The organism is Indolivaga alginatilytica (assembly GCF_003201355.1).
GTDB classification, from domain to species: Bacteria; Bacteroidota; Bacteroidia; order Bacteroidales; family Dysgonomonadaceae; genus Dysgonomonas_A; species Dysgonomonas_A alginatilytica.
The window spans coordinates 85,547-111,115 of sequence record NZ_QICL01000004.1; the positions used below are offsets into that span (position 1 = coordinate 85,547).

22 protein-coding genes are annotated in these 25,569 nt (G+C 34.0%); 10 read left to right on the forward strand and 12 right to left on the reverse strand.

The features are described from left to right. Positions 1–70: 70 nt before the first annotated feature. The 7 genes from nanU to CLV62_RS05435 all read left to right on the forward strand — a co-directional run bounded on the left by nanU (position 71) and on the right by CLV62_RS05435 (position 11,292). On the forward strand, positions 71–1,576 hold the full coding sequence (gene nanU / locus CLV62_RS05405) for a SusD family outer membrane lipoprotein NanU (protein WP_110309761.1): 1,506 nt from the start codon (positions 71–73) through the stop codon (positions 1,574–1,576). Between the two features lie 216 nt (positions 1,577–1,792). Beyond that, the gene (locus CLV62_RS05410) at positions 1,793–3,421 is read left to right on the forward strand and encodes a sialidase family protein (protein ID WP_110309913.1); all 1,629 of its coding nucleotides are present in this window, start codon (positions 1,793–1,795) and stop codon (positions 3,419–3,421) included. Between the two features lie 33 nt (positions 3,422–3,454). Beyond that, positions 3,455–5,467 carry a family 20 glycosylhydrolase gene (locus CLV62_RS05415; protein ID WP_110309762.1) on the forward strand — a complete coding sequence of 671 codons (2,013 nt, stop codon included), beginning with the start codon at positions 3,455–3,457 and terminating at the stop codon, positions 5,465–5,467. Between the two features lie 12 nt (positions 5,468–5,479). Then, complete coding sequence (locus CLV62_RS05420; protein ID WP_110309763.1) at positions 5,480–6,136, forward strand: GDSL-type esterase/lipase family protein; 657 nt, start codon at positions 5,480–5,482, stop codon at positions 6,134–6,136. A gap of 131 nt (positions 6,137–6,267) precedes the next feature. Continuing rightward, on the forward strand, positions 6,268–7,347 hold the full coding sequence (locus CLV62_RS05425) for a cyclically-permuted mutarotase family protein (protein WP_170120018.1): 1,080 nt from the start codon (positions 6,268–6,270) through the stop codon (positions 7,345–7,347). 83 nt (positions 7,348–7,430) lie between these two features. Next, complete coding sequence (galB, locus tag CLV62_RS05430) at positions 7,431–10,025, forward strand: beta-galactosidase GalB (protein WP_110309765.1); 2,595 nt, start codon at positions 7,431–7,433, stop codon at positions 10,023–10,025. 25 nt (positions 10,026–10,050) lie between these two features. Next, the gene (locus tag CLV62_RS05435) at positions 10,051–11,292 is read left to right on the forward strand and encodes an MFS transporter (RefSeq protein ID WP_110309766.1); all 1,242 of its coding nucleotides are present in this window, start codon (positions 10,051–10,053) and stop codon (positions 11,290–11,292) included. A gap of 68 nt (positions 11,293–11,360) precedes the next feature. On the opposite strand, the gene CLV62_RS05440 is transcribed toward CLV62_RS05435, so the two are convergent. Continuing rightward, positions 11,361–12,020: an alpha/beta fold hydrolase gene (locus CLV62_RS05440; RefSeq protein ID WP_221409216.1), complete on the reverse strand. Its 660-nt coding sequence runs from the start codon at positions 12,018–12,020 to the stop codon at positions 11,361–11,363. Between the two features lie 514 nt (positions 12,021–12,534). On the opposite strand from CLV62_RS05440, the gene CLV62_RS05445 reads away from it, so the two are divergent. The 3 genes from CLV62_RS05445 to CLV62_RS05455 all read left to right on the forward strand — a co-directional run bounded on the left by CLV62_RS05445 (position 12,535) and on the right by CLV62_RS05455 (position 16,274). Next, positions 12,535–13,242 (forward strand): DUF1062 domain-containing protein, encoded by a 708-nt coding sequence (locus tag CLV62_RS05445; protein ID WP_110309915.1) that lies wholly within the window; start codon positions 12,535–12,537, stop codon positions 13,240–13,242. Positions 13,243–13,324: 82 nt separating this feature from the next. Then, positions 13,325–13,897 (forward strand): 5'-methylthioadenosine/S-adenosylhomocysteine nucleosidase family protein, encoded by a 573-nt coding sequence (locus tag CLV62_RS05450; protein WP_110309767.1) that lies wholly within the window; start codon positions 13,325–13,327, stop codon positions 13,895–13,897. Between the two features lie 277 nt (positions 13,898–14,174). Next, complete coding sequence (locus CLV62_RS05455) at positions 14,175–16,274, forward strand: S9 family peptidase (RefSeq protein WP_110309768.1); 2,100 nt, start codon at positions 14,175–14,177, stop codon at positions 16,272–16,274. A gap of 635 nt (positions 16,275–16,909) precedes the next feature. Here CLV62_RS05455 and CLV62_RS05460 read toward each other — a convergent pair. From CLV62_RS05460 to CLV62_RS05510, 11 genes are all read right to left on the reverse strand, one after another. Next, entirely contained in the window at positions 16,910–17,341 is a 432-nt protein-coding gene (locus CLV62_RS05460) for a hypothetical protein (RefSeq protein ID WP_110309769.1), read from the reverse strand. Between the two features lie 6 nt (positions 17,342–17,347). Further along, positions 17,348–17,785, reverse strand: a complete 438-nt coding sequence (locus tag CLV62_RS21890) for a hypothetical protein (protein ID WP_185144247.1) — start codon at positions 17,783–17,785, stop codon at positions 17,348–17,350. 7 nt (positions 17,786–17,792) lie between these two features. Beyond that, positions 17,793–18,302, reverse strand: coding sequence for a hypothetical protein (locus CLV62_RS05470; RefSeq protein ID WP_110309770.1), 510 nt, complete (start codon positions 18,300–18,302; stop codon positions 17,793–17,795). A 17-nt stretch (positions 18,303–18,319) separates the two neighbouring features. After that, positions 18,320–18,655: a hypothetical protein gene (locus tag CLV62_RS05475; protein ID WP_110309771.1), complete on the reverse strand. Its 336-nt coding sequence runs from the start codon at positions 18,653–18,655 to the stop codon at positions 18,320–18,322. Next, positions 18,652–19,068, reverse strand: coding sequence for a hypothetical protein (locus CLV62_RS05480; protein ID WP_110309772.1), 417 nt, complete (start codon positions 19,066–19,068; stop codon positions 18,652–18,654). The genes CLV62_RS05475 and CLV62_RS05480 overlap by 4 nt, the downstream gene beginning before the upstream one ends. Positions 19,069–19,476: 408 nt before the next feature. Further along, positions 19,477–20,742 (reverse strand): hypothetical protein, encoded by a 1,266-nt coding sequence (locus CLV62_RS05485; RefSeq protein WP_110309773.1) that lies wholly within the window; start codon positions 20,740–20,742, stop codon positions 19,477–19,479. A 388-nt stretch (positions 20,743–21,130) separates the two neighbouring features. Then, positions 21,131–21,541 carry a hypothetical protein gene (locus tag CLV62_RS05490; protein WP_110309774.1) on the reverse strand — a complete coding sequence of 137 codons (411 nt, stop codon included), beginning with the start codon at positions 21,539–21,541 and terminating at the stop codon, positions 21,131–21,133. 280 nt (positions 21,542–21,821) lie between these two features. Next, positions 21,822–22,853 carry a hypothetical protein gene (locus CLV62_RS05495; RefSeq protein WP_110309775.1) on the reverse strand — a complete coding sequence of 344 codons (1,032 nt, stop codon included), beginning with the start codon at positions 22,851–22,853 and terminating at the stop codon, positions 21,822–21,824. Positions 22,854–23,183: 330 nt separating this feature from the next. After that, positions 23,184–23,879: a hypothetical protein gene (locus tag CLV62_RS05500; RefSeq protein ID WP_110309776.1), complete on the reverse strand. Its 696-nt coding sequence runs from the start codon at positions 23,877–23,879 to the stop codon at positions 23,184–23,186. Positions 23,880–23,892: 13 nt separating this feature from the next. Next, positions 23,893–24,264, reverse strand: coding sequence for a hypothetical protein (locus CLV62_RS05505; RefSeq protein ID WP_110309777.1), 372 nt, complete (start codon positions 24,262–24,264; stop codon positions 23,893–23,895). A gap of 304 nt (positions 24,265–24,568) precedes the next feature. Continuing rightward, positions 24,569–25,525, reverse strand: a complete 957-nt coding sequence (locus tag CLV62_RS05510; RefSeq protein WP_110309778.1) for a hypothetical protein — start codon at positions 25,523–25,525, stop codon at positions 24,569–24,571. Between the last annotated feature and the right edge of the window lie 44 nt (positions 25,526–25,569).

Genomic DNA, 25,569 nt, shown 5'->3' on the forward strand with positions numbered 1-25,569 from the left:
TGATTGTTATCAACCAGAAACATATCATTAAATACTTCTATTTACTTAATAACTAATAAATCAGAAAACAATGAAAAATATATTTATATATATTCTGACATCGCTCTTCCTGCTAAGTGGATGTACAGATTTAGATATTGAGCCGACCAGCGAAATTACGGACAAAAACTATTGGAAGACCGAAGAACATTTCGATGCTTTTATGTATGGTATGCACAGTCGGTTCAGAACTCATTCATGGAATTTCTTTCTAATGGGTGATGCCCGAAGTGATATTTTTGGAGACCAAGCCTTTGGAGGTGAAGCTTCACAAGGAATGGAAAGATTTCCCTTCAATACACTAAATATAGATAATCCGGGGATATCTAACTACGGAGGTTTCTATACAAATATCAATCAGGTTAATCTTTTCATCAAAAAAGCAAATTCAACCAATGTTCTGACCGATAATGCAAAGGCTTACTATTTGGGACAAGCTTACGCCATGCGTGCTTATTACTTCTTCCAACTATACCGCACATGGGGAGCTGCTGTTTATACAGAAGAACCAAGTGAAAGTTTCGAAATCGGAAAGCTCGACAAAGCAGCCACTCCTGCAAATGAAATTATGGAGTATATCAAAAAAGATATAGATGCTTCCATTAACTCTTTCGGGAATGATTACTCGATAAAAAAAGTAAAATCATTGTGGTCTAAACCCGCAGTACTTATGCTGAAAGCCGAAGTATATCTATGGAGTAGTCGCCAGCTTAACGGAGGAACTGCGGATGCTGCAAAAGTAAAAGAAACATTACTTGATATTCAAAAGAATGCTCCTGAATTAGCTTTGCAGCCTAAATATACCGATGTGTTCGATTACAGTAAGAAGGGCAACAGCGAAATTATTTTCGCCATTCACAATCAGTTAAACGAAGCTAACCTTCTGGGAGGAAGCTATGCCTCCAACCTTCTTCCGGGAGATTTATACTTACGTAATTACTACGATGAAACCGGCACGAAAATAAATACAGCAGTAGAAAACAACTTCGGGCAAATACGTTTACAAATCAGAACTACCAACTATACCCGTTTCAATGATAAAGATTCACGCAAGAGAGCAATCATAAAAGGAGTATATGACTTTGTAGATGGTAAACTGACATTAGTAGGTACATATCCTAAAAAATATCCGGGAACAATGAACGGAAGTGTACGTGTTGCTGCTGACGATTATCCGATCTATCGCTATGCAGACTTACTCTTAATGCTTGCAGAAGCAAAAGCAATATTAGGAGAAAATCCTGCAAACGAAATAAATGACATTAGAAAGCGTGCATACGGAGATAATTACGACAGCTCGGTAGCATATCCTAATCAAGCAATAGATAAGAATGTAAATGACGCCATATTGGAAGAGAGGTTCTTTGAATTTATCCTCGAAGGAAAAAGATGGTACGATTTGAGACGTTTCGGAAACGAGTATGTATTTAAACACACACTAGCCGATCCTCTAAAACCACTCCGCCTGCTATGGCCTATCGACAAAAGTACGATAACTAAAAACCCCGCATTGACTCAAACACCGGGATATGAATAAATAGAATCTATCATAAAAGACTGCCTTGTGCAGGGCAGTCTTTTATAATTAAGGTCTCTGAGCTTTTTATTGCTTTGGCAAGCATAGCAACAAATGATAGTTATAATTCTGAAACACAATATGAGATATTTTCAGTTACTTATCAATAACGAGGCTATTACCAGTAAAGGAAAGTGTTATATTTATAGAATATTCCTCGTTACTAAATACAAAACCATGAAAAATTTATTCCTTAGCTTTTTTCTCTTATTATCACTTACAATAAATTCAGCAAGTGATACAGTTAAAATAAAAGCGCCTCAAATTCCGATTCTAACCGACAGGCAAGACAATGTCCTATTTTATATCCGATTGGATGCTGCCAACAGCAAAGTTCTAAACAACGTCAAAGTAAATCTTGACAAGAAGGTAAATCTGAATGAAATAAAATCAATCAAATTATACTACAGCGGCACTGAATGTGTGCAACGTGAAGGCAAAACATTCTATGCCCCTGTACAATATATCTCTAAAGATGCACCGGGAAATACTTTTGCAGCAAACAGTTCCTACTCTGTAAAGAAGACCGAATTAAGTACTCTCAAAAATGAGATTATACTTACAGCCGATCAGCCATTATTTCCGGGTATTAATTATTTCTGGGTGAGTATAGAGATGAAACCCGATGCTTCTTTGCTTTCTAACGTACAGGCAAATATAACAGACGTTATTCTGGATAATAAATCAGCTATTCTAGCTTTCGATAAAGAGAAATCGATTAGCCGAAAATTAGGGATAGGCGTTCGCCATGCAGGAGACGACAAAGCTGCTGCTTATCGCATACCGGGTTTGGCTACTTCCAATAAAGGAACTATGCTTGGTGTATACGATGTACGCTATAATAATAGTGCAGACCTTCAAGAATATGTTCATGTAGGATTGAGCCGCAGTGTTGACAAAGGTCAAACATGGGAGCCCATGCGCATCATCATGGACTTTGACGAATACGGCGGACTACCTAAGGCTCAGAATGGTGTAGGCGATCCTGCAATTCTGGTTGATAAAACAACTGGTACTATTTGGGTAGTTGCAGCTTGGACGCACGGCATGGGTAATGGCAGAGCATGGTTTAACTCGCAACAAGGAATGGGGATAGATCAAACTGCTCAATTGGTAATGGTAAAAAGTGACAATGATGGCAAGACATGGTCAAAGCCAATCAACATTACACCTCAACTTAAAGACCCTTCATGGTATTTTCTTCTTCAAGGCCCCGGAAACGGTATCACCATGCAAGATGGAACAATCGTATTTGCAAGTCAATTTATAGATTCTGAAAGAATACCTAACGCCGGAATCATATATAGTAAAGATCATGGCAAAACATGGCAAACACATAATTATGCCCGAACTAATACGACCGAAGCGCAGGTTGTAGAAATAGAACCGGGCGTGCTAATGCTAAATATGAGAGACAACAGGGGTGGAAGCCGTGCGGTAGCGACAACCAAAGATATGGGAAAAACATGGATGGAACACCCATCGTCTCGCTCAGCATTACAAGAACCTGTTTGCATGGCTAGCATTATTAAAGTAGCAGCCAAAGACAATGTCTTAAAGAAAGATATACTATTGTTCTCAAACCCAAATACAACGAAAGAGCGAAAAGATATAACTATCAAAGCAAGTTTAGATGGAGGAAATACTTGGTTACCCGAACAGCAAATCTTACTTGATGAGGATTACAGTTGGGGATACTCCTGCCTTTCGATGATTGATAAAGAAACAGTGGGCATATTCTATGAAAGCAGTGTGGCTCACATGACTTTTCAAGCAATAAAACTTTCGGATATAATCAAAAAATGAGTTTATAGCCTCAGTTAACTATAATCACTCACTATGAAACATATACAGTTCCCGTTTCTGTTCTTATTTTTATTATTCTGTTCCGCCTATGCCTATGGCGGAATAGGGCAATTATTGCCTAAGCCCCAGAATATAAAAAAGAACAATAATTACTTTCAGATGGATAAAGTATATCTGTCCACTCCTGTATTGCAAAAAGAGTGGGCAGACTTTATCTCCTCAACGGGAGGTCAGATTGTAAAACAGAGCGAGAAAAAGATAGAAATAATATTGGTTGATGATATACCAACAGCCCTTTACAACAAAGACGAAGCATATACTTTAACTGTAACAAAGAATAGAATAAAGGTTGAAGCAATTACTCAAAAAGGTGTATACTGGGCGATACAAACACTACGTCAACTGCAAGTAGAAAGCAAAATAAAATCGACCTTCGAAGGGTGTGAGATTATCGATTATCCTGCTTTCAGAATAAGAGGATTTATGCAGGATGTAGGACGCACCTACATTTCAATGGAAGAGCTGAAAAGGGAAATCGCTATTCTCTCTCAATACAAAATAAATGTATTCCATTGGCATCAGACCGAAGATTTAGGATGGAGACTCGAAAGCAAAATATTTCCGATGCTTAATGACGGTATCAATTATCAACGTATGCCCGGTCGATATTATACATTAAAAGAAGCTCGCGAGTTAGTTGAATTTTGTAAACAACACAATGTATTACTTATTCCAGAGGTAGATATGCCGGGGCATAGTCTGGCATTTCGTAAAGCATTTCGTCACGATATGCAAAGTAAAGAAGGTATGGCTATTCTCAAACTATTGATGGATGAGGTCTGCGAAACTTTCGATGTACCCTATATTCACATTGGTACTGATGAAATAGAGTTTACGAATCCCGATTTTGTACCCGAAATGATCGCCTATATCCGTAACAAGGGAAAGAAAGTTATTTCGTGGAATCCGGGGTGGAATTACAAACCGGGAGAGATAGATATGACACAACTTTGGAGTTATAGAGGGAAAGCACAAGAAGGCATCCCTGCCATCGATTCAAAATTTCATTACATAAATCATTTCGATGCTTTTGCTGATATAATATCCTTATATAACAGTAAGATTTTAAACAAAGAGCATGGTGATGAAGATCACGCCGGCAGCATAATAGGTATGTGGCACGACAGATACGTAGCATCCGAATATGATTTGCTTATTCAGAATGGCTTCTATCCCTCAATGCTAGCTTTAGCAGAACGAGCTTGGCTGGGTGGAGGATACGAGTACTTTGACAAAAATGGCACTATGTTACCTGAAGAAGATTCTCCCGAATTTAGATCGTTTCAAGATTTCGAAAACAGATTACTCTGGCATAAGGCCAACAACTTCAAAGGATACCCTTTTGCGTATGTTAAACAAACAAATGTAAAGTGGCGCATAACCGATGCTTTTCCGAATGAGGGAGAATTAACCAAAGTATTTCCTCCCGAAGAAGTAGAATTAAACAATACATATCAGTATCAGGGAGAAACGTATAACACCCGAGATGCTACGGGAGCAGCGATTTACTTACGTCATGTTTGGGGTCCTTTTGTTCCAACATTTTATAAAGGCCCTCAACCCGACCATACTGCATATGCATATACATATGTATACTCAGATAAGAAGCAAGAGGTTGGATTATGGATAAATTTCCAGAATTACAGCCGTTCAGAAAAAGATCTGCCTCCGCCACAAGGCAAGTGGGATTATAAAGAAAGTAAGATATGGGTCAATAATGATGAGATTCATCCGCCTCAATGGCTATCGAATCACACAGAAAAATCAAATGAAACACCTTTAACAAACGAAAATTTCGAGGTTAGAGAACCCATATCAATTACTCTAAATAAAGGTTGGAATAAAGTTTTACTGAAATTACCTGTTGGCAAATTCTCAACTCATGAGATACGACTTGTAAAGTGGATGTTTACCTGCGTTTTTGTAACACCGGACGGAAATAAGGCTGTGAATGGATTAATCTATTCGCCAGACAAAAAGATATAAGGTCTTTTATTTATGAAAAACACGATTATTTTTATATGTATTTTTCTCTCTTTGAATGGTTTTGCCCAACAGCGTAAGTACTCTACGTTTTATGAACAAAGAACTTCACTGTTTGAAGAACTATCCATATCGCCGCACGATATTATTTTTCTGGGAAATAGTATTACAAACGGTGCTGAGTGGGCAGAACTGTTCAATAATAATAAAGTCAAGAACAGAGGCATCAGTGCAGACATTACCCTCGGAGTCTATGACCGGCTTGAAATGATAACAAAAAACAAACCTGCTAAAATATTTTTAATGATAGGCATTAATGATATTGCAAAAAGTACGGTAGTTGATTCTATAATAATAAATTTTGAACGGATTATAGACAAAATAAAAGAAGAATCGCCATCAACGCGAATTTATATACAAAGCATATTACCTGTGAACCCTGATTTTGGGATGTTTCAAAGTCATATGAAACCCGATATAATAAAAGAAGTAAATAACAGGTTGTGTGATATTTCATATACACACAATATTCGATATATAGATCTGTATTCTCATTTTAAAGAAAATGATACGGATAAAATGAACCCGGCCTATACCAACGATGGTTTACATCTATTGGGAGCAGGCTATATATTGTGGCATAAAATAATATTGCCTTATGTAAACGAATAAGCAAAGCGATGAAAAAAAGTACAATTCTTATAAGTCTTCTTGTTTTGGCGATCATCTTTTTATCTCAGAGAAAAATGATAAACAACTTAAGCAATAAGATATTTAAAACAGAAGAAAAAACCGAAAACGATATGAAAACAATTATAAATTGTGAGCCACTACCCGACCTACCCATTCAAGGAGGGGTATCAGCTCCATTTACCGGAGTCTACGAAGATAAATTAATTGTTGCCGGAGGATCTAACTTCCCCGATAAACCGGCATCAGAAGGAGGTGTAAAAGCATTTTACAATGACGTTTTTGTGCTCGACATATCCGATAATGCAACGAATAAATCATGGATAAAATGCGAAGCACTTCCCTACGAAGCAGCATATGGAGCTTCTGTCTCCACACCCAAAGGACTGGTTTGTATTGGTGGACAAAACAAAGACGGTTCGTTAACTAACGTAACCCTTATTAAGTATGACGTAGATTCTATTATCTTTACAAAACTGCCTCAATTACCAGCAGGTCATTTCAACGGAGGTGCATCCCTTATCGGCTCAACAATATATGCTACGGGAGGGGTAAGCAGTAACAAAACAAAAGGATTCATCTTTACGCTTGATTTGGATAAATTAGAAAATGGATGGACACAAATTACAATACCTACGGACTATGAACGTCAACAACCCGTTGTAGTTGCACAAAACGGTCAATTGTTTGTAGCAGGAGGTTACGATGAAGCGGAAGCTAAAGTGTTTACAAACATCATAAGATATAACCCTGAGAAAAAACAATGGGATAATGTTTCCGAAATTGATGCAGGAAACAACACCATAAAAACATTTGTTGGTGCAGCCGGAGTTCCCTACAAAGCGGATCAGATTCTATTTATGGGAGGAGTCAATTACGACCTTTTTTCATCTGCATTAAAGCGGATCAAAAAAACTAAAGAAGCGCAAGAAAACGGAGATACTGCATTGGCTGATTCTCTTAAGCTAGTAGGAAAAGAATACATGAGCCAAGAGATTGGCTGGTATAAATTCGAAACAGAATTAATATCACTTAACCTGAAAACCAATAGTTGGGAAACACTCGGAGAGTTTCCACAATTGGCTCGTGCAGGAGCAGGCGTTGCTATCCAGAAAAACAAAATCTATATTATCTGTGGAGAATTAAAACCGGGAAGCCGTACAGCAGAAGTAAATTGTATTACTATTAAATAAAATCACAGATACTTCGTAAATCACAACAGAGATATAACTCTAAAGCAGGGCACTTTAAATTATCATCTACTTAAACATACCATATGAAACATTACTATCTACTAATTATTTGTCTTTTATTTCTTGGACAGAACCTTTCGTCCAGAGACAGAGTATCACTTAATGAAGGTTGGCGATTTAAGAAACTCGACTCTACTGAAATAAATCACACGCTCGACTATGCAAAAATAAAACAATGGGTTCTTCCTTCGGGAAATAAATTCCTTGTAACATCAAATAAGCCACAAAAACCAACGGGAAACCTCGACGGTGGAAAGTACGCCCAATACGGTTATGATGATAGCGGTTGGAGACAATTAAATCTTCCTCACGATTGGGGAATCGAAGGTCCCTTTGTTCAGCAATATCCGGGAGAAACAGCCAAGTTACCTTGGTTCGGAGTGTCGTGGTATCGCAAAAGTTTAGATATAAATGCATCCGATGCAGGAAAACAATTTTATCTGGATGTAGACGGAGCCATGTCTTTTTCTACAATTTGGTGTAATGGACATTTTGTTGGAGGCTGGCCTTATGGCTATGCATCTTACCGTATAGATTTGACTCCCTATATGAAAGCAGGAGAAAAAAATGTGATTGCAATACGCCTTGACAATCCCGATGAATCTTCCAGATGGTATCCGGGAGGAGGTATCTATCGTAATATCTGGCTAACGAAAACCAATCCTGTAAGTATTGCTCAATGGGGTACGTTTATTACAGCCACAGATATAAGTAAAGAGAGAGCCACATTGAATCTAAAAATGAACATAGATAATGTTAACTCGGCAAAAGATCAGATAAATGTAAAAACCGAAATATACAATGTAGACAAACAAGGTAATCCTACGGGAAAACCTCTGGTTATTGATAATACACCTCTAAAATTATCGGGCAAAGAAAGTCTACTTGAAAAATCACTGACTTTAAAACAGCCTGTTTTATGGGATATAGATAATCCTCATTTGTATGTAGCATCAATCACTCTACAAAAAAACGGAAAAGCAATAGATACATACAATACTGTTTTTGGAGTAAGAACCATTGAGTTTAAAGCAAATGATGGTTTTCATCTGAATGGCAGACGGGTTAGGCTACAAGGTGTATGTATGCACCACGACTTAGGTGCATTAGGTGCAGCCTTCAACTACCGAGCTATGGAGCGTCAGTTAGAAATTCTTCAAGAAATGGGTGTAAACGTCATCCGTACGTCACACAATCCACCTGCACCCGAAATGCTTGATCTATGCGACAAAATGGGATTTCTGGTTATCGACGAATTTATAGATACATGGGTAGTTCCTAAAAAGAAAAACGGCTATGCTATCTTATTTAACGATTGGCATGAACAAGACCTAAGAGCATTTATGCAACGTGATAGAAATCACCCGAGTATAATCATGTGGAGTACAGGAAATGAAGTAGGCGAACAAGGCTCTGCCGATGGTATTCGCATTTCTAATCTTCTTACTTCTATTGTTCACGAAGAAGACCCAAGCCGTCCGGCAACAATAGGATGCGACAATCCGAATGCAGCCTTCAACGGTTTTGAGAATACGACAGATATATTCGGCTTCAATTATAAGCCTCATCTTTATTCTAAATTTAGTGCAGACCGTCCAAACATTCCATTCTATGGAAGTGAAACAGCATCATGTATAAGTACTCGTGGCGAATATCTATTCCCCGTAGACGATGATAAAAGCGGAGGTAAAATCGGATTCCAAATGAGTTCTTACGATTTATATGCTCCCGATTGGGCATCACCTCCCGATACCGAATTTAAGGGACAAGATCAGGCTAAAGCCAATGCCGGAGAGTTTGTATGGACTGGATTTGACTATCTGGGAGAACCTACCCCATTCACCAGAGACTTGACTGTTCTTACAAATTATCACAATCCGATTGAACGTGCTAAAGCCGAACAAGCCTTAAAAGAAATGGGTAAAATAGAAGTACCTTCCCGTAGCTCGTATTTCGGGATTGTAGATTTAGCTGGCTTCAAGAAAGACCGTTTTTATATCTATCAGGCACGCTGGCGTCCCGATCTTCCTATGGCTCACATTCTTCCACATTGGAATTGGTCTGAAAGAATAGGTCAGGTAACACCCGTTCACGTATATACTTCAGGCGATTCAGCAGAATTATTTCTGAATGGAAAGTCATTAGGTAAAAAGATTAAAGGCGAATATGAATACCGTTTGCGATGGGATGATGTAGTTTACGAACCCGGTGTAATTGAAGTTGTTGCCTATAAAGACAATAAAGTATGGGCATCCGATAAGATAAAAACCAGTGGAGATGCTTATCAATTAAAAGTGGATGCTGATAGAAATACAATGAAAGCCGATGGGCAGGACTTGATATATGTAACCATAGAAATCAAAGATAAAGAGGATCTTTTTGTTCCCAGAGCTAACAATCTGGTACAATTTGAATTATCAGGAAATGGAGAAATAGTTGCCACTGATAACGGAGACCCTACCAGCCATGAGCCTTTTCAGAATAAAAATATAAAAGCTTTTAATGGTAAATGCCTCGTTATTATTCGCTCCATTAAAGGGCAAACGGGCAATATTCAGTTAAAAGCCATTTCAGAAGGATTAAAAAAGGAAATTATAAACCTTAAATCGATAGATTAGAGTCGGTTAAAAACTATTTAAAGCTATGAAATTAGAAAATAGAACAATCTACCCATGGGTTGTCGTGGCATTGTTATGGGTTGTTGCACTGCTAAACTATATGGATCGGCAGATGTTATCGACCATGCGAGATGCTATGATGATAGATATTACGGAGTTAGAATCGGCTGCAAATTTCGGTCGTCTGATGGCGATATTTTTATGGACTTACGGGCTTATGAGCCCTGTTGCAGGAATAATAGCCGACAAAATAAGCCGTAAATGGTTAATAGTAAGCAGCCTTTTCGTTTGGTCTTTAGTAACACTATTGATGGGGTATGCCACCAGCTTCGATCAACTGTATGCCCTTAGGGCATTAATGGGACTGAGTGAGGCTCTTTATATTCCTGCGGGACTATCGTTAATAGCCGATTTTCATTCCAATAAAACCCGATCTCTGGCAGTTGGTATACATATGACTGGCTTATATACGGGTCAGGCAATTGGCGGTTTCGGCGCTACAGTAGCAAAAGCATACTCATGGGAAGCAACCTTTCATTGGTTTGGTATCATTGGTGTTATATATAGCATTATATTAATTCTTTTCCTGAGAGATAAGAAGGTCGTAGAACAACCTGTAAAAACAGATAAGCCAGTAGAAAAGATACCCATATTCAAGGGGCTGACTATGCTAGCTGCAAATGTATGGTTCTGGGTTATTTTATTATATTTTGCAACACCTAGCTTGCCAGGTTGGGCGACTAAGAACTGGCTCCCTACTCTATTTTCATCGAACCTGTCGATTGATATGGCACACGCCGGCCCCATGTCTACCATTACCATAGCTGTATCTTCTTTTATTGGGGTTATTCTTGGAGGAATATTATCCGACAAATGGGTACAAAAGAATATAAAAGGACGTATCTATACAGGTGCAATAGGATTGGGGTTAACTATACCATCTTTGCTTTTCTTAGGATTCGGTCATAATTTACCTATGATTATCGGAGGAGCTTTATGCTTCGGCTTCGGATATGGAATGTTTGATGCCAATAATATGCCTATACTTTGTCAGTTTGTATCGTCCAAATATCGTGGTACTGTTTATGGCATTATGAATATGACTGGCGTATTTGCAGGAGCATTTATCACCAATCTCCTAGGAAAATCGACCGACTCGGGAACTCTTGGAAATGATTTTGCCATGTTGAGTATTCTTGTGTTTATAGTACTTTGTGTTCAACTATTATTCTTGAAACCCAAAGTTGCTAATATGGAAGAATCATAAAGAATCTCATAAATAGTAAGCGCCCGACATTTGTAAATATCAGGCGCTTACTATTTATATAATATAGGTTATTGAATAAATTCTACCAAATCATCGAATAGAACATCTGTATTTATAATATAACTACCATGATCATGATTTTTCATAATTTTCAATTTCGCATTTGGCATTATCTTCACCATATCTTTGAAACCTTTGCGATAGAACAATTCATCTTCTGCCGAAACAACTAACGTTGGAGTCTCTATATTTTTTAATTCTTCTAATTCTATATTTGGCTGCTCTAACATCATTCTGACTAAAGGGTCTTGAGTTTTCTCGTATTCATCAACCAAAGATTTGTATATATGCTTCTTAAAATCCGTCGGTTTTAAGTTTACTCCCAGAAGTATCATCTTATAGAATAAATCACGATGCTTTATCGCCAATAATAAGGCAATAATTGCACCATCACTAAAACCAACTATCGATAGCCTTTTCAATTCTAGTTTTTCAATCAATTGAAAAATATCCTCAGCCATTGTCTCATAAGTCCAGTCTTTAGTTTTAGTGCTGTCTCCATGATTTCTACTATCCACAGCATACACCGTAAAATTGAGCTTCAACTTATCAATTAGAGGATCAAAAATATGAAGATCTTCTCCATTACCATGTAAGAGGATAAGAGGATCACCTTTACCTGCTTTAGTATAATTCAGCGTAATATTATTAACATCTATCTTCATCATAAAATAATTAAGGTCTCAAACCTTTTTATTGCATTAGTAAGTATAACAGCCTCCTCTTAATCTCCCCTATTTAGAAGGGTTGGGAGGCTTTATTTTTTTCATCTATTTATAAAAGCTGTTATTTATAAATAGAAAATAAAAGTAGCTATATTCTCCAAGATTTTATAATCTAAGGTCACAGACTTTTTATTATTTGGCTGCAAAGGTAAATTACACTCTTTATCCTTCAGAATGAGTATCCGCAAAAGAAAAATTATATATTTGTACTCGAAATCATAAACATTCGTGCTTTGAGAATAATTCTCTTATATATTACTGCTTAATATTAGCCTTTAATACCACAGGCTAATATATTTTTCATTTGAGTAATTCAACTCAAATGAATTTTTCATTATCAAAATTTATTATCAGTTTACGATATCCTTTTAAAAGGCTACCGCTTAACTATTACCGAATCTTTATTGACCGTTTCTACACGATTCGATCAATTGATTCATATATGCATTAAATGCAAATGGAAAATTCCGAAAAAGATATTAAGCAGACTAATTCAAAAGAATTAAAGACAAATAAGAAAGTAGTTATAAATTTCACATGGGAGGTTATACCGACAACTACTCCCTTATTTAAGAGAAAATGCAGTAAATGCAGAAGTAGTAACCTTTATTATTGCAGCAATAAATTCAGACTAAACTCTCAAAAAAAGAGCATTGATGTATGGCTGATTTACAGATGTGTAAAATGTGATAATACATGTAATATAACAATTCTCTCTCGAACAAAGCCCGAACTTATTGACAAAGAATTGTATCATAAATTCAGTATGAATGACGAGAATACAGCTTGGCAATATGCGTTTGATCCTGAAACGATAAGAAAAAACAGCATGGAACTCGATTATAGTAATATCGAATATGATATAATTCATGAAGGTATTATGCTTGAAGACATCTTGAATATAGAAGGCGATTTAGTTGAATTTGAAATAAAGACCAGTCTAAATCTCAATCTGAAATTAACTTCAGTTATTAGAAGATGTTTCGACATTTCACTAAACCAATTAGAAAAGATGCTGAGTGCAGGTGTAATAACTATTCTACCATTAGGATCTGTAAATAAATGCAAGGTTAAAGATGGTATAACAGTCACAGTAAATCAAGGAAAATTAAAAACATACTTCGAGAAAGAAAAAGATAAAGAGTCTTCAATCCCGAATTCATGAGGTTTTATCATCTTAATATTTTAATTTATACCTTTACTCTATATTTAAAAAGAAGTCCTATCTATATATACTATTACTAAAGATGAAAGAAATTCTGATCACTTATGCTGTAAAAGATGAGTTTATGCCCGTAACTCTCGAAGGCTATAAGATAAGATATGTTTTAACCGGAATTGGAAAAGCTAAAGCAGCAATGAAACTAACTGAGGCTATTTGCGAAAAGCGTCCCGATTTTGTATTGAATATGGGAACATCAGGAACATTAAACCATACTATTGGAGACGTGTTTGTTTGTAGACGCTTTGTTGACAGGGACTTTCAGTCTGTAAAACTTCCAGGGGTTGAGTTTGAAATAGATTTTAACTCTCTACTTTCCGAAAAAGGAATAGCTCTAAATTGGATATCCTCAAACGGACAAACAGGTGTATGCAATACTGGTGATAGCTTTGTTACGCAAGCCGAATTTATAGAGGGAGATGTTGTAGATATGGAAGCATTTGCTCAAGCCATTGTTTGCGAAGAATTCAACGTTCCCTTTATTGCAGTTAAATACATTACAGATATTATAGGACAAAACTCGGTCAAACATTGGGAAGACAAACTAGCTGATGCCCGTAAAGGATTAGATGCTTGGTTTAGAAACAAAACAGTATAACACCTATATATTTGAATAATAGAATCTATGACAATTTGAAGTAAAAGAAGCGAGAATATTATGATGTAAAAAGAAAAACAGGCGAAAAGCCTCACCTTTGTCTCTTTACCGATTACTTTTCGCTACTTACGAATATCTTTTGTAACCTTCAGTCTAATTAATCTGTTAATATTTTTAGAATAGGGGAAAACTTAAACAGAGCCAAGCTTTTACAATATTGTAAAAATGAATAACTTTGAGGGAAAAATTTGGTAAAAATTATCAATCTATATAACGAATGAAATACAAATCTATTATGGCGATTGCTTTGAGTGCCGGAATGTTAGCTTGTGGCTCAGGTAAAGAGAAAACCGAAGATACTAACGAAGCACCTTTGATCGGAAAATCTGCAATAAAAATTACAGATGGTGTAATGACCCCGGAGGCTTTGTATAGCTTTGGGCGTGTGAGCGATGTGCAGGTATCTCCTGATAACGCTAAAGTGCTTTACGGTGTTACTTATGTGAGCGTTGAGCAGAATAAGACCAACCGCGAATTGTTTACCATGAATGTGGATGGAACAGACAATAAGCAGATCACTAAAACACCAAAGAGCGAAAATAATGCTGTTTGGGTAAAGAATGGTTCTAAAGTTGCGTTTTTAAGCAGCGAAAGCGGATCTTCTCAAATATGGGAAATGAACGTCGATGGAACAGATCGTATTCAGATCAGTGATGTAAATGGCGGAATTAATGGTTTTACTTACTCCCCCGATGGAAAAAAAGTACTTTATATCAAAAATGTAAAATACGGAGAGCGTGCAGTAGATAAATACCCCGATTTACCTAAAGCTTCGGGTCGTATCATTGACGATTTGATGTATAAACATTGGGATGCTTGGGTAGAAGAAGTACCCCATCCTTTTATTGCTGACTTCGACGGCGAAAAATTAGTAAACGATCTTGATCTTTTAGAGGGAGAGCCTTGTGAGTCGCCAATGCTTCCTTCGGGCGGTATAGAGCAGCTTGCTTGGAGTCCCGATAGTAAAACGGTAGCTTATACTTGCCGTAAGAAAAAAGGGCTGGAATATGCTTTATCTACAAATTCGGATATCTATTTCTATAATCTCGATACTAAAGAGACTCGTAATATTACCGAAGGTATGATGGGATATGATATAAACCCAACGTTTTCATCGGATGGTAAGTATGTTGCTTGGCAAAGTATGGAGCGCGACGGATACGAATCGGATAAAAACAGATTGTTTGTAATGGATTTGTCGTCAGGCGAAAAAATATATGTAACTGAAAATTTCGATTATAATACCGATTTTGCAGTTTGGAGCAAGGATAATCAAAGTATGTATATTGTATCGTGTGTCGAGGCTAAGACTCAAATATTCCAAGCTTATATTCATACAAAAGAAATTAAAGCTCTGACTAAGGGTGTACATGATTACGAATCGTTTGCTATTGCAGGTGATAAACTGATTGCTCTTCGCCATTCGATGTCTCAGCCAAATGAAATCTATTCGGTGAGCACTTCAACAGGAGAGGCAGCTCAAATAACGCATGAGAATAAAGAAATACTTGACCAAATAACAATGGGTAAAGTAGAAGAGAGATGGATTGCTACCACCGATGGTAAGAAAATGTTGACATGGGTAGTATATCCACCAAACTTTGATGCTAATAAAAAATACCCGACATTACTTTATTGCCAGGGAGGACCGCAAAGTACAGTGAGTCAATTCTGGTCATATCGTTGGAATTTGCAGATGATGGCTGCTAATGGTTATATTATTGTTGCACCTAATCGCCGTGGACTTCCTAGCTTTGGCAAAGAGTGGAACGAGCAGATTAGTGGAGATTATGGAGGTCAGAATATGAAAGATTACCTTTCAGCAATAGACGAGCTGGCTAAAGAGCCATTTGTTGATAAAGATCATTTAGGTTGTACCGGTGCCAGTTATGGAGGATTTTCGGCATATTGGTTAGCGGGTAATCATAATGAACGTTTTAAAGCATTCTTAGCTCATGCAGGTATTTTCAATCTGGAAGCTCAATACTTGGAGACAGAAGAGATGTGGTTTGCCAATTGGGATTTGGGAGGATCATTCTGGGATCGCAGCAATTCTATTGCTCAGCGTTCGTATGCTAACTCACCTCATCGTTTTGTTGAAAAATGGGATACTCCAATCATGATTACTCATGGTGAGTTTGATTTCCGTATCTTGGCTTCACAAGGTATGATGGCATTTAATGCTGCTAAATTGAGAGGGATTCCAACTCGTATGTTGATATTCCCCGATGAAAGCCATTGGATAGCTCAACCTCAAAATGGAATTTTATTTCAGAGAGAGTTCTTCCGTTGGTTTGATCAGTGGTTGAAAAAGTAAAGATTAAAAGATCATATGGAAATAATATCCCAAAGAATACTTTGGGATATTATTTCTTCTCATAAGCCATTTGAGTAATTGTTGCTTAATAATGTCTGATAATGAAATGGATAATGAATGTTTGTATTGTAAAATGATTTTTTTTATAAAAAAACGTTAGAAATGTTTGGAGAAAACGAAAAACAGACATATCTTTGCATCGCATTTCAGAGGAAATGTCACTTCAGAAATGAAGTAAAACAAAAATGGTGTGGTAGTTCAGTTGGTTAGAATACCTGCCTGTCACGCAAGAAATAAAGATTAAAACAAGACTGAAAGTCTATTAAATATCAAGCAATTACAATAAAATGTAGTTGCTTTTTTTATTGAGTTCAAGTTGTAGTTCAAACAAGTCTTTTTATTCAAGACAGATTAATATTTTATTGGTAATTTACTTTGTTTTTAATTTAACCTTAATCTACTATTGATTTCATATTCCGTTTTCTCAGGGTCTTTATCTTTTATGAATAACGGTTTAATACATGTTGAGAAAAAGCTAATAATTAACATGATTATGAAAACTACATAAAGTATTCTTTCTTTTCTTTCATCTTTTTGTTTACTCATATTCTTCTTCATCTTTTTTTCTTGGCAATTTAATTTTTAGGATTTTGCATTGCATATACAACAGAGATAAACACACCACGTACTGAACTATATATGTCATACTCTTTATTGCCTGTTCTATAAACAAAATGTTCATCTCTTATTATAAGAGAAACATCTTTATTTATAAAGACATGATTACCCACACCTCCATAATAATAATTTAGAGATTTATTCTCACTATACTTAAACAATAATCTTTTTGCTTGTGCATAAGTATTCTCATCTTTGAATAAATCTGTTTTATAACACATTAAGAGACTATTTTCAATGGTATAAAATAGAACTTCCCCACAACACCCCATAGCTCCAGCTTCTGCAAACTCTGCATAAATAATATTAAAAACAGAAAGTTTATCAAGTATTTCTCTTGATAATTCAATTTCATTTATACTCTCACTTCTAACATCTTCGTTCTTCATTGGTTATCATTTTTTTTTAATTCTTTCATCATCACTTTCTTTTTTCAGACAATCACCACAATAATCATCTGCAAAATATTTAGATTCTCCACAAATGGGACAAGTATTATCATTATCAGAATTATCTACTTCATAATCTAATATTGTAACCAAATACCTATACCCTTTATCAGAAGTAAACCTAGCTATACCCTTACTAATATCAGGTGGGGTAAAATGACTATTATCTAACCAACCTCCATTAGACCAATATATTTTTACAAGTTTATCATCTTCTATCTCAATTTTTAAAGTATATGTTGATTTTGAACCTGTCTTAGGATTATAGTAATTTATTTCTGCATTATATTCTCCATCAGAATAAACATACCTATTACTGTTCCCCTTACATGATAGCAAGAGGAACAGAACAAAAATAGGGATAAGTGATAATTTTGATTTCATATTATCATTATTGTTTACCTCCCATTAGTTTATATACAATTGCACCAATGGTAAAAATAATTGCAAGTGCTGTATAAATAGCATTATCTCCTAATGTTGCAAAAAACCAATATATCTCACTTAGAGCAGGTAAAAATAAGGTCACTATTCCTGCAATAACACTATGGCTAAAAGCAATAATAGCTGTCCATAAGTGATATATTGTTCCCAATATCCACATGATAGAGTTAAATGTTTTCATATAATTAATTCTGTGTTCAATTTTTATATTCGTGGCTCTAGTATTAATGTCAGAAATATTGTCTGTTACATCATTTAATCTATTGTCATTGATTTCAATAAATCCTCCAAGAAATAATGACATGGGTAATACTTCTAAATCATTTACTGGCTTTACTCCAATGTGTCTACCTGATATTAACTTTAGTTTAACTTCATTTTTGTAAATCTCTATAACTTCATATCTTCCAATATGGGCTATATCTGTAACAATCATTCCTAATTTTATATTATTCATAGTTCGACTTATTACAATTATTGTCCCTGTCTTTTCTGTTGGTCAACTCTCCAATTGTAGACAATATTCTGAGAGTTAATGTAAAACATATACCTATTTACAACAGTAATATATCCAAAATCGGGAAAGTATGCTCTTTTTAATTGTTCAAAAGTTAGAATTTCACCTCCATTTCCATCAGAAGAAACTGAGGTTGGGCTTCCCCAAGTTAATAACAAATCATGTTTAGATGAATCTAACCATGAATCCATATCTTGTTTAAACTCTTGTTGTCTATTTATTGATGTTTTTCTTGTTGTGTTGCAACTTAGCAGCAAAGAGAGAATCATTATTGCGTATAATATTTTTTTCATTTTGTATATTTTATTTGTAAATATTGGAAATTATTATCTTCGTCATATAACAATTTAGTACTAATAGCTTTATCCTTAATATAGTCTATCCATTCATAGGGAGAAAGAACAATAGCACTTTCATTATAACCTTCAATCAGACCTAATAATATATCTTTATGCTTAGGTATAATCACTATTCTTGTGCATGTATCACTATTTTTAAAATAATAAATGAAAACTACATAATCATTTGCTGCACCTATAGAATAGGTGTCTTTATCTGGGTAAGAAGAAGATACTATAAATTTGTGATGACTATTGGCTAGACTTTGTTTAACTTCTTGTTTTGAATCCCCAAGATTAGGCAAGGTCTGTGTAAAACTTTTTATTGTAAAAAATATTACAATTAATAAAAGAAGAGTTCTTCTCATTTCTTTGTATTCAATTCTGCACCATGATAACAAAGTAAGGCATGGTACTAACCTTACAGTAATCAGAGGTATCACCACAACACCCAAGTCACAATAAGTTAGCCCATGCCTATAACATGAACATTCACTTATTACTGTTGTGACTAATTTTGAAAAGTGGTGATTTCCTGATTACAACGAGTAATAAAGCAAAATGCTTTATATTAATTATGTCCTAAATTCTTATTTCTTCATAAGCAAACAATTAATGTTAGTTCAACAAAAATATAAATTATTGTTGATAACAAAACTATCAGTTCAAGAGAATGTCAAATTAGAACATGAGGCATGAGCTTATTTCTTGCACCTTTGGCACAAATATAAAGTAGATATTAATAGGTGGGGTATTTCTGCAACCTTGCAGATTGTTTAGAAGTTTTCATAATCAAGATCATCAATGATGAAGTAGTCTGAGTCATCATAAGAAAAACTAGTATTCCATTTTACCAATGTTCTATCTAAAGAAATTAACTTTGGGCAGCCTCTATTTCCTGTGATATAATAGTTATTAGCTATCTCATCTTCAAATTGGGATAAAAAGGCTTCTTTTATTCTACTGCATTTTTCATTGATGGAATTCTCAACAGGATTACAAATATCATCAATGCTTTTACCTATGCCATCAATATTTTCACGGTTAGATATATCATTGTAAATATAATGTAGCTCGTGTTTATATTGAGAAAGGTTTTTGAACATTATACCCTCTGGGTGTCTTAGGAATAAGAAATATACAGCTTTAGGTAATGGTGTCATCTTGATTTCAAGATTGTTATATTCGGGTAAGAATATTCTATAATCTTGATCTATGTTAATTGTACTGAGTTCTTTGGTCAGATAGTGCTTCTTAAAAGCCTCCACTTTACTAATCTTGTGTTCATAATTAGCCTCAATAAGGCATAACACATCTTTCAATGCAGATTTAAGTTTTGTTTCCTGATCTACTTTAGAAACTTCTTCCATAATCAATCTTAATAAAAGCTTCTCATGTCCAGACTGAATTAATAAACTAATTGCTTTACGTGTATTATCTATAAAATAATGATCAAAACCACCATCAATAAGGTATTCATCTCTGTCATAATTACTGAAAGTAGGAGAAAAGTTTTCATAATCATCACTTCTGCCTTCAAAGAATATTTCTACATTTTCAAAAAATGTCCTTATCTCCTCCAATAACACACTACTATTATTTGCTTCTAAAGAACAGAACAGAAACATTTTAAGTGAATAGCTATAGATTAATAGACCATTTGTTATTTGTTCCAAATCTGAGTGGTCAAAAATTTGACTAAAGAACCTAGTGTATGATACTGTGTCAATATTCAGACTATTAGTTAGATCAATTGTATTTAGGTCTAAATCTGGATAATGATAATGTAATGACTCTTTTAATCTATCAGACTCTTTAGACCATTGTTTTACCAATTGAGGAATATATATAAAGTTAAACTGCCCTGCTTCTCCATAGAGAAACTCTTGCCTAATCCTTATTTTATCAAAATAGAACAGCTCTTGATATATCTCTGTATTTTGAAAAAGAGAGTTTAAAACCTCATTATATTCTCTCTCAACATATAATATTTGATTACTAGGTAAGGAAAAAGGTAGTTTATCTGCTTCTATTAAAATCATCCTTCACATATATTTAGACTATCAAATGTAAAAATAATCTGTATATATATTATGTTGTCAAATGGCTAACATCAGAAATTCATCAAAAATAGGGGTGAATGACCTTACCTGTGCATCAACCCTCATAAAAGAACATTACAATATATAATGATGGATTTTACCCAATGATGATTTTATTGTAGAATGGTCTCTATTGGGTTTCTGATATTCACATATTATCTAATCCTATATTATATCCTTATTATTATTCCTGTATAGTAAACTGTAGACACTTTTTTGTAAACCTTATATATAGTCTTTTACAAAAAAGTGTCCATTGTATGAACTAGGAGCAGAAAAACATAATACCTCAAACCTAAAGAAAGAAGGTCTGAGGTACTATTTATTATTATGCTGCACCAATTACACCAGACAAACTAAACTGCCCTAAAGAGGCTTGATTTTGTTGGATGAAAGGTTCTTGAATATAGCTAGGTTGCATAGAGTGGTTCTCTATAGCCTTTTCTTCTGGTGAATAGACATAAGTATGAAATAAGGTCAGAACCTCACCAGTCTCTTTATTTACATACTCATAAGGCTCACATTCTACTTTATCTACATTACCCGGTAATTGCTTACCCAATAAGGTTTGGCATACCTGTAAAGGGAATGAGGTTGAGATACTTGTTTTGTTGGCTGTAAGGTAAAACTTACCTGTTGTTTCTGATTGAACTAGTCTTAGCTCTCCCTGAATTTCTAATGCTACAAATTGTTTTCCATCTTTTGATTCACATTGTTTGAATCCTACAATTATTACCATAATACTAATTTTTGCAAGTTGATTTTAAGTGAGATACCTCACAATGAAAGATTATCTTTCACCAACAATTAGTAAGGGTTGAAGGATGGTTAGAAAAGTAAATATAATAATCCCCTGCCAGATTTCCTTTTTTATAAGAGATGGCAGGGGGAGCTTGTTTATTTTAAAAATTGGTGGGTGTTGATATGGGGGCATTCATGTTTTCACATACCTCAAAGGAATATTTACCCTCTGAAATTTTTATAAAAAATAAAAATCATAAATATTCCTTTATTAACACTCATCTACTTTTAAAATCAACTTTTTCCACAATTATAGGTAACTCTTCATTCAAACCCTCGTATATTCTAATTACATGCTCTAGGTTGATTCTCATATATGTTTTCTCTAATAAAATAGCCTTAATGTTATTTAAGCAAGGTGTAATTGCATTCACTAGAGCAACAACAGACATATTTTTTCTATGTGGACTAAGAATTTCTAATAACGGTTTGAAAAAATTATTCTCCATATCAAATGGATTAAAATTACTATCTTCTAAATGAGGTGCAAAGTGAGTTCTGTATAACTCATAAACTTTCCTTAATAATTCCGTAGATTGCATATCTGTAAGCTCTTCCATGTCTTGTGCAAATACAGTCATTGATCTTTGAAATTGTTGTAGATCCCTTGATAAACTTGTTGTATATAAAGAAGAATTAGCCTTAAATTCATTAATGTTTTGAATCAAAGTCTCATAAATGCTTGATATTTTTGTTGTATATCCTACTGCTTGATTAGAAATGTTAACAGACTGTTTCCAATCAATATTTTTATTTTTAAGCTCAATATATTCTAATAGATCATATTTATCAAAAGAACTAAATATAGAGCCTCTTAGTATGATTTGTAAAATTGGATTAGGAATATTACTATCCTCAGGAGTAAGTTGATTCTTAAAACTTGTTAGGGATTCTATTTGAGGTATAAATGCACCTTGTAGAGAATATAGTTCCGCTACCCACCTATTTCCTACTTTAGTAATCCTTTTCTTATTACTAAAATATCCAATTATTTTATCTAATCCTACACCTAAAAATAGAGTTACAATAGGTATAATTACATTTAGGATATTAAAAATATTACTATTATCATTCTCTGCTTTCTCATTTTTCTCTTGTATTACACCATTAGTATTAGTAGATGTAATGATAGAATCATTCTCAACCCCAATTGTAGTCTTCAGTGTGTCTTTTAGATGATTTACAGTGTCAATATTAGCTTGTGCCCCTATGCTAAACAAGATTAGAATAAAAAAGATGTAATTCTTCATTTGTGTAAAATTAAAACTGCAAGATAGATAAATTTTTTAAGATTTCATTTTTTTCTAAAACCACTTTTCTAAATTTCATTTTGTGCATTCAGTAGGTTTATTTTAGATAATCATTATGATATTAACTATGATTTCATTGAATTAAAGACAGAGCTTCACAATTGTAGATTTTATAAAAATAAATTTAGTATCTAGTTTCACCAGTGACAAATTAAAAGATGATGAGGTAAGGTATTTTTCTTCAAACTCTGCATGGGATATATACTAATTGTAAATCTTTAAAATATAATTACCTAACTTGATCCCAATGTATAATATAGCTTTCATTCCTTAACCAAGATTCAGTTCATCAAATTTATCAAATATTTTAAGTGTATTATCAATATATTTCCTTGGATTACCAGAAGTTATCCTCTTTCGATCTTCAATCTTACTTCTCATCTCAGCAGAAGTATTTAACTCCAATATTGTATAATCAATATTCATGTGTTTTCTATAACCATACTTAAAAGGAGTGTCAATTTCTTTGAAATACCTTTTGTATTTATTTGAAATATATTTATTTTTCTTAATAATATAATCTTCAACAGAATGATGAATAACAATACCCATATATTGAAGATCCTCTTGTAGAAGAAAAGCATTAACTATTGGTTTCCCACAGAATATTTTGCGATCCCTATAAACAACTATTTCTCCATAAGCAATAGACGCTTTTAGAGGAATTTTTCTCCGAATTGAATTTCTCATAAAGCGTCTTATAAATTGAATGAAATTTCTAAATTCTTCAATTGAATCTGATTTTGTAAAGATAAATATACTGTCAGAAAAAGTGGTACATAGAATATGTTTTTCACTAATTTCTTCATCATTGTCTGATGGTAAAATCTTATTGAGGCTAATAAGCATCTTATGGATATCTTCTGTTGAATTACTAAATACATAATCTTTAAATCCCAAGATATCAAAATATGCAACAAATCTATTATCTATAGATTTCCAAATTGGTTGATCTTTAGTTGTCATATTTAACTAATTATTAATCTGGTATAACTTCTATTTTTATAAATTCACTTGGCATATTAGATAATAAGGCACCTATAAAACGACCTTGAATATGAGGTCTTTGACTTGTATACCCATCAATGTCAATATTATGTTCATCATAGCATGCAATTACTTGAATGATATTATTTTCTTTCTCATCTAAGAATAACATTACTTTTTCATTCCAATCTTTATCTATATGGTTAATGAAAGATTCCAGTTTTCCAGTATTTTTCATTGGTCTCATTTTAACAGTCCATGTCTTAAAATCATATTTGGAATTATCTGTATTCTTATTTACAGCATCCAATATAAGTTTAATTAATAGCTTTGCATGATTGTCCTTTGTGTAGATTTTTATCATTATTTGAAGTTTTAGTTAAAATTGAAAGTAACACATAAATCTTCATAAGATATTAAATTCTGAATATGTTATAAAACAGGGAAATGCATCACTAAATCATATAAATAATTGTAATTAAAGACAGAACTTCACAATTCTACAAATAGAGATGAAGTCCTGTCTACTTGGTTCAACTTGCAATCAAAACCAAATACCTTTTGGTTATCTGTCAAATCTATTATTCAAATTTATATTAACATGACCTGAATAACATTGTTTTATATGGAGGTGGTAGTACTAAAAAAACTTAAATATTAGATTATATTTATTCAAGGAAGGCTGTAATAAATTCTTTTGGCTTTAATCCTAAAGTAGGTATTCCTAATTTTTGATAAGTCTCTGTAGCTTTATAATGGCATTTATCATCTATTGTGATGAAATAGTCACATTGTGCTCCATAAAACACATGGAGAGCATCATCTAGTAAATTAGAGAATTTATCGTCAGACTTAAATCCTTTTAAATCTAGTTTAAAATATGTGTCTGTTATTTTTTGATAATCTTCATTTTTACTTGTTTTTGTCTTAGGCAGGTAGGGTTCTAATATATTATCAAACTCTAGATATAAAGGTGTAGTAGAAATACTTTTGTCAACTTCTCTCAACATTTTTTGTTGTTGTTTTAGATTTGATCTAGCCTGGTTTATATATTTTTTTAATGATTTATAAATTGTAAAATCTTTTTTCGCATTATTTGAGAAATGGTATATATCCTCACACAATGCAAGCATATTCATATATATTTTTGTCTTAGGAAACATAACATTGAATATTGAATTAGCTTTGTATACATTCTTAAAACTGGAAGGTATTTCTATGGACTTCATTAGATTTAGTTGTGCATTCCAAAGCCCAGTATCATCCCAACTACACAATTCTGAGTATGAATCAGCTAATAAACTATTTTCGTCCAGTGCTGAACCAAAAAAATCTTTTACATCTCTATAATGCCAAGTTACTTTTTCATGACCCCAATATTGAACAATAGATAGATTATTTGTTAAACGTTGTAAGGTTGAGATATGTCCATTGATAAAATTAGGGTTATTCCTATAACCTCTTATTAAATCATTAATATGTGCATTTGAATAGGGGCAAATAATTTCTCCTTTTAAAATAAAATCTTCAATTTTAGAGAAAACTATTTGCTCTTCTTCCTCTAAAGAATCTATATGTTCAATTTTATTGAATATATTCCAATCAAGATATACGTATTTACTCATAATTGAAGAGGTGTAATTTAGTCTACTAATAATATTGGACAAGA